The organism is Streptomyces swartbergensis (assembly GCF_002148965.1).
Taxonomy (GTDB): domain Bacteria; phylum Actinomycetota; class Actinomycetes; order Streptomycetales; family Streptomycetaceae; genus Streptomyces; species Streptomyces swartbergensis.
The window spans coordinates 1-10,644 of sequence record NZ_NGFN01000293.1; the positions used below are offsets into that span (position 1 = coordinate 1).

Annotated in this window: 9 protein-coding genes and 1 pseudogene; 6 read left to right on the forward strand and 4 right to left on the reverse strand. The window is 71.1% G+C overall.

Going from position 1 to position 10,644, the window contains the following annotated elements:
- Together CA983_RS48380 and CA983_RS45945 are read left to right on the forward strand one after the other, a co-directional pair.
- Window positions 1-103, forward strand: a pseudogene (locus CA983_RS48380) (LysR family transcriptional regulator); the annotation flags it as partial.
- Window positions 104-410: 307 nt separating this feature from the next.
- Window positions 411-959, forward strand: a complete 549-nt coding sequence (locus CA983_RS45945) for a hypothetical protein (RefSeq protein WP_143645612.1) — start codon at window positions 411-413, stop codon at window positions 957-959.
- Between the two features lie 164 nt (window positions 960-1,123).
- Here the strand turns inward: CA983_RS45945 and CA983_RS33185 are convergent, their stop codons facing one another.
- The 3 genes from CA983_RS33185 to CA983_RS33195 form a co-directional block, all read right to left on the reverse strand.
- The gene (locus tag CA983_RS33185) at window positions 1,124-1,816 is read right to left on the reverse strand and encodes a gamma-glutamyl-gamma-aminobutyrate hydrolase family protein (protein WP_086604494.1); all 693 of its coding nucleotides are present in this window, start codon (window positions 1,814-1,816) and stop codon (window positions 1,124-1,126) included.
- Between the two features lie 22 nt (window positions 1,817-1,838).
- Window positions 1,839-3,284 (reverse strand): ethanolamine permease, encoded by a 1,446-nt coding sequence (eat, locus tag CA983_RS33190; RefSeq protein WP_086604495.1) that lies wholly within the window; start codon window positions 3,282-3,284, stop codon window positions 1,839-1,841.
- A 146-nt stretch (window positions 3,285-3,430) separates the two neighbouring features.
- The gene (locus CA983_RS33195; RefSeq protein WP_086604496.1) at window positions 3,431-4,165 is read right to left on the reverse strand and encodes a FadR/GntR family transcriptional regulator; all 735 of its coding nucleotides are present in this window, start codon (window positions 4,163-4,165) and stop codon (window positions 3,431-3,433) included.
- 82 nt (window positions 4,166-4,247) lie between these two features.
- Between CA983_RS33195 and CA983_RS33200 the strand changes: the two genes are divergently transcribed.
- Genes CA983_RS33200 through CA983_RS33215 form a run of 4 tightly spaced genes read left to right on the forward strand, consistent with a single transcriptional unit; the run spans window position 4,248 to window position 8,737 of the window.
- The gene (locus CA983_RS33200; RefSeq protein ID WP_086604497.1) at window positions 4,248-5,618 is read left to right on the forward strand and encodes a glutamine synthetase family protein; all 1,371 of its coding nucleotides are present in this window, start codon (window positions 4,248-4,250) and stop codon (window positions 5,616-5,618) included.
- A gap of 8 nt (window positions 5,619-5,626) precedes the next feature.
- Window positions 5,627-7,000: an aldehyde dehydrogenase family protein gene (locus tag CA983_RS33205; protein ID WP_086604500.1), complete on the forward strand. Its 1,374-nt coding sequence runs from the start codon at window positions 5,627-5,629 to the stop codon at window positions 6,998-7,000.
- Entirely contained in the window at window positions 6,997-7,782 is a 786-nt protein-coding gene (locus CA983_RS33210; protein ID WP_086604498.1) for a 3-oxoacyl-ACP reductase, read from the forward strand. Before CA983_RS33205 ends, CA983_RS33210 begins: the two co-directional genes overlap by 4 nt.
- 49 nt (window positions 7,783-7,831) lie before the next feature.
- Complete coding sequence (locus CA983_RS33215) at window positions 7,832-8,737, forward strand: DUF2510 domain-containing protein (protein WP_086604501.1); 906 nt, start codon at window positions 7,832-7,834, stop codon at window positions 8,735-8,737.
- A 9-nt stretch (window positions 8,738-8,746) separates the two neighbouring features.
- Here CA983_RS33215 and CA983_RS33220 read toward each other — a convergent pair whose 3' ends face one another.
- Window positions 8,747-9,949, reverse strand: coding sequence for an amino acid deaminase/aldolase (locus CA983_RS33220; RefSeq protein WP_086604499.1), 1,203 nt, complete (start codon window positions 9,947-9,949; stop codon window positions 8,747-8,749).
- Window positions 9,950-10,644: the final 695 nt, after the last annotated feature.

Here is a 10,644-nt window from a genome sequence, read left to right on the forward strand (position 1 = left end):
GGTGGAGGGGGTCGCATTGGCGCGGGACCTGAGGGCGGTGTGGCCGACCGGGCATCGCCCGACGGGGCCGGCCAGGGACCTGCTGTCGCTGACGCGGGGGTAGTTTCCTCGCCCCCGCCGGCCCCTACCGTCCCCAAGCTCTCAACTTCTCTCAAGCAGGGCAAACGCCATCATCCCCAGGGGCTCCCCCCATCGACCTCGCTGAGGGCCCGGTTCCGCAGGGGTTCCGGCCTGCTCGACCGGAAAGGCTTCGGTCCTCGAGGGGCGACGCAACGTGCTCAGACTGAGGGGCCTCACCTTCTTCGTCACGTCACCTCTGCGCAAGGCCCCGGTTCTCATCAGAGCGCGGAAGTCACTGCGACGGCTCTGCCTGGCGTGCGGTGAAGCCTTGACCAGGCTATGCAGATATCATGACGAACGATTACGGTTCCGGTGCTGAAGGAAATCGCAACGACGATCACTCGTCCTCCAATGGGAAGGGCAAAGAGCGCTGGGTTGCATTTGCTGCACTCGGTGGCTCCCTCATCGGCGCATTGACCGGCCTTACCGGTAGCCTGCTTGTATATAAACAGGCCGAAGATACCCGACAGCAGAGTGCGCTTCAGCGAACGTCGGACATTCGCCGAAGTGCGTACAACGACCTTGTGGTGAGCTCCCGGACATACCACACAGAGGTTGCTTCCACGGTCAATTTCCTAGATACCGAGGAATTCGAACGCCAGCATAACGAGAAGTATGTTCCGGCCAACACTAAGTTGGAGCAGGCGGAATCGCTGGCGCGACTAGTCGGGACGGAGGCCGCTCGCTCCTCGATCCGTAAGATGGCCGAACTCCGCCTGCAGGTGAACAAGTTGATTGCTCAGGATCCCGTCGATGTAGATAAATGCTACGGAACATTGGAGCAGCACGGAAAAGTCGTCGATGATTTCGTGGAAAAGATCGATGCAGAGGTCATTTGAGTCAGTGCAAGGCCACTCTGGGGCTCACCGCAGAAGTCGTGTTGTGGGTGGCTCTCGACTGTGCTTCGCGACGGTGCAGAACTCTTCACAAGCCGCTACCGCACATGGCGCTTCGAGCGCCCGGCAGACGAGTGTCTCGTTCCCCGCTGTAGGCGCGCACCGGCTCAGGCCACCCCCGCCGCCTCCACCAGCGCCCGCATCACCCGCACGTCCTCGCCCATCTCCGGATGCCACTGCACGCCCAGCACCCACCCCTCACCGGACGGCAGTTCCAGGGCCTCCACCGTGCCGTCATCCGCGTAGGCCGACGGGACGAGCCCCTCGCCCAGGCGGTCCACGGCCTGGTGGTGATACGACGGCACCGAGGTCTCCTCCGGCACCACACCGGCGTACAGACTCCCCGGCACCGGCTTGACCGCATGGTCGCCGAAGACGCCCACGACCTCCGCGTGCCCGTCGAGGTGCTGCACCAGCGTCCCCCCGAGGGCGACGTTCAGCAGCTGCATACCCCGGCAGATGCCGAGCAGCGGGACGCGCGCCGCGAGGGCCGCGTCGATCAGGGCCAGTTCCCAGGCGTCCCGCTCCCGCGCCGGCGGCCCGGTGCGGGGGTGCGGTTCGGCGCCGTACCGTACGGGCTCCACATCCGGCCCGCCCGCGATGACCAGCCCGTCCAGCCGGGCCACGGCCGCGGCCGCGTGCGCGGGGTCGTCCGGCGGGAGCATCGCGGCCAGGCCGCCCGCCCGCTGTACGAGCCGGGGGTAGCCGACCGGCAGCAGCGCGGCCTCCAGTTCCCACACTCCCCAGCGCGCACCGGACTCCAGATAGGTGCTGACACCGATCAACGGCCTGGCCACCAGAACTCCCTCAACAGTCGACGTCTCAGTCCCGTGTCAACTCTGCCTCGGCCGCGGCCAGCGCCGCGAACTCCTCCTCCGGCGCCTGCGCCACCAGCCGCTTACGGCTGTAGAGACCGAAGTACGCGATGGCCACGACGTACACCCCGAGCGCGATGAACGCCGCCGTCACATCCACCAGGAACGTCGCCACCAGCGCCGCACAGGCCAGCACCAGGGCGACGGAGGAGGTCAGCACCCCGCCCGGCGTACGGTACGGCCGCGGCAGCTCCGGCTCGCGGCGGCGCAGCACGATGTGCGACAGGGACATCAGCGCATAGGAGATGGTCGCGCCGAAGACCGCGATGTTCAGCATCCGGGCGCCGTTCCCGGACACCGCCGCCAGCAGGAACCCGATCGTGCCGGGCACCAGCAGGCCCAGGTAGGGCGCCTTGCGGCGGCTGGTGAGCGACAGGAAGCGGGGCAGGTAGCCGGCGCGGGACAGGGCGAACAGCTGGCGCGAGCCCGCGTAGATCAGGGAGAAGAACGACGCCACCAGGCCGGCCAGGCCGGCGTAGTTCACGATCCGGCTCAGGGTCGTCGCCTTGCCGTCCGGCTGGAGCGCCTCGACGAGTGGGTTGCCCGCCTCCTGGATCGCCGCGGAGCCGCGTGTTCCCGCCGCCGCGACGAAGGTCACCACCGCCAGCACGACCAGGATGCCCATCGACCAGCGGATCGCCTTCGGCAGCGTACGGGCCGGGTCCCTGGTCTCCTCGGCGGCCAGCGGCACGCCCTCGACACCCAGGAAGAACCACATGCCGAACGGGAACGCCGCCCAGATGCCGAGCAGGCCGAACGGCAGCCAGGAGTTCGACCCGGCGGCGGAGGAGTCGACCGGGATGTCGTCCAGCGAGGCGAACGAGAAGTCGGGCAGTGCCGCCAGCGCGAACACGATCAGGGCGACCACCGCGATGCCCGTGACGACGAAGCTGAAGCGCAGCGCCTCGCCCACGCCCCAGAGGTGAATGCCGAGGAAGATCGCGAAGCAGACCAGGTACATCGGCCAGCCGGACTCCAGGCCGAACAGGCCCAGCGACTCGACGTAGTCGCCGATGAAGATGACGATGGCGGCGGGCGCGAGGACGTACTCGATGAGGATGGCCGTACCGGTCAGGAAGCCGCCCCAGGGGCCCAGCGCGCGGCGGGTGAAGCCGTAGCCGCCGCCCGCCGTCGGCAGGATCGAGGACAGCTCGGCGAGGGCGAAGACCATGCACGCGTACATCGCGCCCATGAGCACCATGGCGATCGCGAGGCCCCCGAAGCCGCCTTCGGCCAGGCCGAAGTTCCAGCCCGAGTAGTCGCCGGAGACGACGTAGGCGACGCCGAGTCCGGTCAGCAGCACCCAGCCGGCGCTGCCGCGGCGGAGCGCCCTGCGTTCCAGATAGTCGTCCGCCTGCACGGCGGCGGGTGTGCTGGTGGATTCCTGGGACATGGGCAGACTCCCCACGGGAGGCGGACACGGGGTCGAGGGTTCGACTCAATGGAATGGATCCATACCTTTGCCGTGTCCACCACAGGAAGGCAATACCCCTGCGTTAATCGCCGGTAAATCCTCGCCTCGCCGGGACCCGTCCCGATTCAGCCGAGGAAGCCGCGCAGCAGCGCCGCCGTGCCCCCGCAGTGCTCGCGCATGATCTCCCGCGCCTGGTCGGCGTCGCCCTCGATCACGGCCTCCACCACGGCCGTGTGCTGCCGCTGGGAGTGCTCCAGGTTACGGACGAGGAGCGGGATGCAGTCGAGCAGGTCGTTGACGGTCGCGCGGACGGCCGCGTACTGGGCGGTGAGCGTGGGGGAGCCGGACAGTTCGGCGAGCGTGAGGTGCAGCAGCGTGTCCAGGCGGCGGTAGTCGGTGAGCGGGGCGTCGTGCGTGCGCGCCAGGGCCTCGCGGAGCCGCTCCGCCTTCTTGCCGTCCAGCCCGTGCGCCGCGCACAGCCCCGCAGCGCCCACCTCCAGCACTTCCCGGAACCGCAGCATGTCCTCGATGTCGACCTCGGCGATCCGGCGCCGCAGCTCGTCCTCGCCGCCGGCGTCGTTGCGCGGCAGCACGAACGTGCCGCCGTACCGGCCCCGCCGCGACTCCACCAGTCCCTGGTCCTGGAGCACCTTCAGCACCTCGCGCAGCGTCACCCGGCTGATCCCCAGCCGCTCCGCCAGCTCCCGCTCGGCCGGCAGCCGCTCGCCCCCCGGCACCAGGCCCAGCCGTACGACCTGGAGGATCTGCTCCAGTGCCTCCTCGAAACCGTTGCCCGCGCGTACCGGCCGCAGCACCGGCGTCAGCCCGTCCCGCGTCTCGCCGCCAGCTTCCTCCGGCATGTGGCCGTACCCCCTTCCCAAGCAATGGTTCTCAGGAATACCTTATGGCTTCCGGCGGAACCAGAGCCAAGGAGGCCCTCCCGTGGCAGACCGCACACCCCCGCTGAGCGTCGAGGAGCTGCATGCCCTCGTCGCGGGCGGTGAGATCGACACTGTCGTCCTGGCCTTCCCCGACATGCAAGGGCGGCTCCAGGGCAAGCGGTTCGCCGCGCGCTTCTTCCTGGACGAGGTCCTCAAGCACGGCACCGAGGGCTGCAACTACCTGCTCGCCGTCGACACCGAGATGAACACCGTCGACGGCTACGCGATGTCCTCCTGGGACCGCGGCTACGGCGACTTCGCCATGCACCCGGACCTGGCCACCCTGCGCCGCGTCCCCTGGAACGAGGGCACGGCCATGCTCCACGCCGACCTCGCCTGGAACGACGGCTCGCCCGTGGTCGCAGCCCCCCGCCAGATCCTGCGCCGCCAGCTGGAGCGCCTCGCCGAACTCGGCTACACCGCCCAGGTCGGCACCGAGCTGGAGTTCATCGTCTTCAAGGACACCTACGAACAGGCCTGGGACGCGAACTACAGAGGCCTGACCCCGGCCAACCAGTACAACATCGACTACTCGGTCCTCGGCACCGGCCGCATCGAGCCCCTGCTGCGCCGTATCCGCAACGAGATGGCGGCCGCCGGCCTCACCGTCGAGTCCGCCAAAGGCGAGTGCAACCCCGGCCAGCACGAGATCGCCTTCCGCTACGACGAGGCCCTGGTCACCTGCGACCAGCACGCCGTCTACAAGACCGGCGCCAAGGAGATCGCCTCCCAGGAGGGCATGTCGATCACCTTCATGGCCAAGTACAACGAGCGCGAGGGCAACTCCTGCCACATCCACCTCTCGCTCGCCGACGCGGACGGCCACAACGCCATGGCCGGATCCTCCGACGACCCCGGAGGCATGTCGGAGGTGATGCGCCACTTCCTCGCCGGCCAGCTCGCCGCCCTGCGCGACTTCTCCCTCCTCTACGCCCCCAACATCAACTCCTACAAGCGGTTCCAGCCGGGCTCGTTCGCCCCGACCGCCGTCGCCTGGGGCTACGACAACCGCACCTGCGCGCTGCGCGTGGTCGGCCACGGCCGCTCGATGCGCTTCGAGAACCGGCTGCCCGGCGGTGACGTCAACCCCTACCTCGCCGTGGCCGGGCTGGTGGCGGCCGGACTGCACGGCGTCGAGCACAAGCTGGAGCTGCCCGAGCCCTGCCCCGGCAACGCCTACGCCGGCGACTTCGCCCACGTCCCCACCACTTTGCGCGAGGCCGCCGAGCTCTGGGAGAACAGCCCCGTAGCCAAGGCCGCCTTCGGGGACGAGGTCGTCGCGCACTACAGCAACATGGCGCGCGTCGAACTGGACGCGTTCGACGCCGCGGTGACCGACTGGGAGCTGCGCCGCTCCTTCGAACGTCTGTGAGGCCCTTCTTGTCTTCCGAGCACGTACTGGACGTACTGAACCCGGCGACCGAGGAGGTCGTCGCCACCGTCCCGGCCGCCACCCCCGCCGACGTCGACGCGGCCGTCGCCCGCGCCGCCCGGGCGCAGACCGCCTGGGCCGCCCTCGCCCCGGGCGACCGCGCCCGGCTGCTGCGCCGCTTCGCGGTCACCGTCGACGAGCGCCTGGAGGAACTGGCCCGCCTGGAGGTGCGGGAGGCCGGACACACCATCGGCAACGCCCGCTGGGAAGCGGGCAACGTCCGGGACCTGCTGGACTACGCGGCCGGGGGAGTGGAACGGCTCACCGGCCGGCAGATCCCGGTGCCCGGCGGCCTCGACGTCACGATCCTCGAACCGCTCGGCGTCGTCGGCGTGATCGCGCCCTGGAACTTCCCCATGCCGATCGCCGCCTGGGGCACCGCACCCGCCCTCGCGGCCGGGAACGCGGTCCTCCTCAAGCCCGCCGAGACCACTCCGCTCACCGCGCTGCGCCTTGCCGAACTCGCCCTGGAGGCCGGGCTCCCGGAGCACCTCTTCCAGGTCCTGCCCGGACACGGCGACATCACCGGCGACGCGCTGGTCCGCCACCCCGGGGTGGCGAAGATCGTCTTCACCGGCTCCACCAGGACCGGCCGGCGGATCGCGGCGCTCGGCGCCGAGCAGATCAAGCCGGTCACCCTCGAACTCGGCGGCAAGAGCCCGAACATCGTCTTCGCCGACTCCGACCTGAAGGCCGCCGTCGACCCCTTCTCCTTCCTGGACAACTCCGGCCAGGACTGCTGCGCCCGCACCCGCATCCTGGTCCAGGAGCAGGTCTACGACGAGGTCCGCGAGCTGCTCGCCGAGACGCTGGCCGCCGTGGTGGTGGGCGACCCGGCCGACGAGAAGACCCAGATGGGCCCGCTGATCTCCCGGCAGCAGCTCGACCGCGTCCGGGGCTTCGTGCCCGACGACGCCCCCGCCCTGCGCGGCAGCGCACCCGAGGGGCCCGGCTTCTGGTTCCCGCCGACCGTGCTCACCGGGGAGCGGCCCGACTCGGCGGCGGCCTGCGAGGAGATCTTCGGCCCGGTCGCCGTCCTGCTGCCCTTCACCGACGAGGCCGACGCGATCCGGCTCGCCAACGACACCCCGTACGGCCTGTCCGGCTCCATCTGGACCCGGGACGTCGGCCGCGCCCTGCGCGTCTCCCAGGCCGTCCGCGCCGGCAACCTGTCCGTCAACTCCCATGCCAGCGTCCGCTACTGGACCCCGTTCGGCGGCTACAAGCAGTCGGGCGTCGGCCGTGAGCTCGGCCCCGACGCCCTGGCCGCCTTCACCGAAACCAAGAACGTCTTCATCAGCACGGAGGGCCCCGCACAGTGACCGCTCAGGAAAGCATCTGCCGCCGGCTGGTCGGCCGTACCGCCGTCGTCACCGGAGCCGGCAGCGGCATCGGCCTCGCCGCCGCCCGCCGCCTCGCCTCCGAGGGCGCGCACGTCGTCTGCGGCGACGTCGACGAGGTCCGCGGCAAGGCGGCCGCCGAGGAGACCGGCGGCATCTTCGTGAAGGTGGACGTCACCGACCCCGAGCAGGTCGAAGCCCTCTTCAGGACGGCCCACGACACCTACGGCAGCGTCGACATCGCCTTCAACAACGCCGGCATCTCCCCGCCCGACGACGACTCCATCCTGGAGACCGGCCTGGAGGCCTGGAAGCGCGTCCAGGAGGTCAACCTCACCTCCGTCTACCTCTGCTGCAAGGCCGCCATCCCGTACATGCGGCGCCAGGGCAAGGGCTCGATCATCAACACGGCGTCCTTCGTGGCGAGGATGGGCGCCGCCACCAGCCAGATCTCGTACACGGCCTCCAAGGGCGGCGTCCTCGCCATGTCCCGTGAGCTGGGCGTGCAGTTCGCCCGGGAGGGCATCCGGGTCAACGCCCTGTGCCCCGGCCCGGTCAACACCCCGCTCCTCCAGGAGCTGTTCGCCAAGGACCCGGAGCGCGCCGCGCGCCGCCTGGTGCACATCCCGCTGGGCCGGTTCGCCGAGGCCGAGGAGATCGCCGCCGCCGTGGCCTTCCTCGCCAGCGACGACTCCTCCTTCGTGAACGCCACCGACTTCCTGGTCGACGGCGGGATCGCCGGGGCGTACGTCACACCCCTCTAAGAGCCGTGTCCGGACGGCCGGGATCTCCCTCTACAGTGCCGGGATGAGCATGACGCCACCGCCCGGCTGGTATCCCGACCCGCACGGCCCGCATCTGGAACGCTGGTGGGACGGCACGGCCTGGACCGAGCACCGCCGTGCGCCCGAGGCCCCCACGGGCCCGGTGCCCCCGCCCCCGGGCGGCGGCACCGGGCGCGCGAAGGCCGTCGCCCTCACCGCCGCCGGAGCCGTCCTTGTCGCGGCGATCGTCACCGGAGCCGTCGTGCTGGGCGACGACGGCGACGGCACGGAGACGAGGACGGCCCCGACGTCCGCGCCCCCGGCCACGACCGGCCAGCCGGAGCCGACTCCCGAGGAGTCCACGTCCGAGCCGTCCGCCGACGACCCTGCCGTCGTCGAGGACCAGCTCAACGGCGTCACCTTCCCGCTGCTCGACGGCTGGGTCCGGCCGCAGCACGTGGCCCAGGACGACGTCGTCATGACCACCGACGGCACCTACGACTGCCCCGGCGGCGTCGGACTCTGCCGCCACGGCCTCGTCTTCTCCCGCACGGTGACCGAGAACGACGAGAAGTCCCCCGAGGCCCTCGCCAAGGCGGACATCAAGGACGCCGCCGACGAGGCCTACGACCGCGACAAGCTCGGCCGCGAGCTCTACGGGGGCATCGAGTCGCACCAGGCCGTCAAGTCCGGGCCGGTCGCGGTGGCCGGCCGCGCCGGGTACCTCGTGCGCTGGCGCGTGCGGACCGCCAAGGGGCCGGGCGGCTACGTCCAGTCGCTCGTCTTCCCGTCCAGCGTCGGCACCGAGTCGCCCGTCCTCGTCCGCTACGTCTTCGACGCGGGCGAGGACGGTCCGCCGCTCGCTGACATGGACCGCATCACCAAGGGCATCCGGCCGTTCGGCGACGCGGACACGGGCGGCGGCGTGGGCAGCAGCATCGGCCCGGCGGACTGACGACAGGGCCTAGAGGAACGTACGGCCCTCGCCGCGGTAGGTCGGCACGGTCGCCGTCACCGCGTTCCCCTCGACCAGATGCAGCGCGTCGAACCGCTCGCACAGCTCACCGGCCTTCGCGTGCCGGAACCACACCTTGTCACCGATCAGCAGGTCGTCGGCGGGCGAGCCGAGCAGCGGCGTCTGCACCTCACCGGCCCCCTCCTGGGGGTCGTAGCGCAGCCCCTCAGGCAGATACGGCACCGGCAGCCGGTCGGGCCCGGCCGCACCGGAGGCGGGATACCCGCCACCGAGGACCGTCACGACCCCGACCCCCGGCCGCCGTACGACGGGCTGGGCGAAGAGGGCCGCCGGACGGCCGCTGAACGACGTGTAGTTGTCGAACAGCCGCGGCACGTACAGCCCCGACCCGGCGCCGATCTCGGTCACCGCGTCCTCGGCCGCCGTGTGCTGCACCGAGCCGGTGCCGCCGCCGTTGACGAACTCAAGACCCGGCACGACGGCCCGCACCGCGCGCACCACCTCCGCCCGCCGCTCGGCGAGTTCACGCTTGGCGGCGGCCTGCATCAGCCGTATGGCACGGGACCGCAGCGGCCGTCCCGCCACCGCGTCCCCGACACCGGCGACATGCCCCTCGTACGCCATGATCCCCACGACCTCGAAGCCCGGCCGACGGGACACGGCCCGGGCCACGTCGGCGACCTGGGCGGGGGAGTGCAGCGGCGAACGCCGGGCCCCGACCCGCACCCGCCCGCCGAGCAGCTTCAGAGAGGTGTCCAACTCCAGGCAGACACGCACGACTTCACGCCCACCACCCCGCGACGCGTCGATCAGATCGAGCTGGGCGACGTCGTCGACCATCACGGTCACGGCGGCGGCGAGCTTCGGATCACCGGCGAGTTCGGCGTACGCGGCCCGGTCGGCGGACGGGTAGGCGAGCAGCACGTCCTCGAACCCCGAGCGGGCCAGCCACAGCGACTCGGCGAGGGTGAACGACATGATTCCCGCGAACCCGTCCCGGGCCAGGACGCGTTCCAGCAGCGCACGGCACCGCACGGACTTGCTGGCGACCCGGATGGGCTTGCCCCCGGCGCGACGGACGAGATCGGCGGCGTTGGCGTCGAAGGCGTCCAGGTCCACGATCGCGAGAGGAGCGTCGAGATGGGCGGTGGCCCGGTCGTAACGGGCCCGGTCGGAGGCGCGCGCAGTCATGAACGCAGCCTGCCAGACAGGATTACCGCAGGGTAGGGGGACGTTCCGGGCAGATGCCCCGGGCTTGTGGACTGGTTCCCGTTCGCCCAGGAACAAGCCGTAGAGTGACGCGCACGTACGGCGGAGCGGCGCCGGCCGGACTTCCGCGCTGGGATGACGCTCCATCCGTACGGGTATGGGTGCCCGGGACGAATCGGTGCCGGGCCTCGGGCAGGACGGCACCGGCCCGCGCATTACGCAGCGGCCCGGGTACGAGGAAACGGGGGGTGCATGAGCACGGAAGCGCAGCGTGCCTCTTTCCCCCCACGTCCCAGCACTCCACCACGCCCTCCGCACCCCCCGACCTCGCCCGAGGACGCCCGGACGGCACCTTCCGACGCGGCCACGGGTGACACCCCGTCGGGTGCGGACGACCGGGGGCGCTCCGGCGTGCGTGGGTCGAGTGCGGGTACGGCGGGAAGGCCGACCGCGGGTACGCGGCGCCCGTCGCCGGAGCGGGACACGGACCCGTCGGGGTCTGCCGCCGCGGGTCAGGAAACGGCCGCTCGCGGTGGTGGCGGGGCCGACGGCTCGAACGGCCGCCCCCGTTTCCCCAGCTTCGGCGACACCATGGCCCGGCGTAGCGAGCCCAGCGCACCCCGGCGTACCGAGGCCACCGCTCCCCGGCGCACGGAACCCGCCGCACCCCGGCGTAC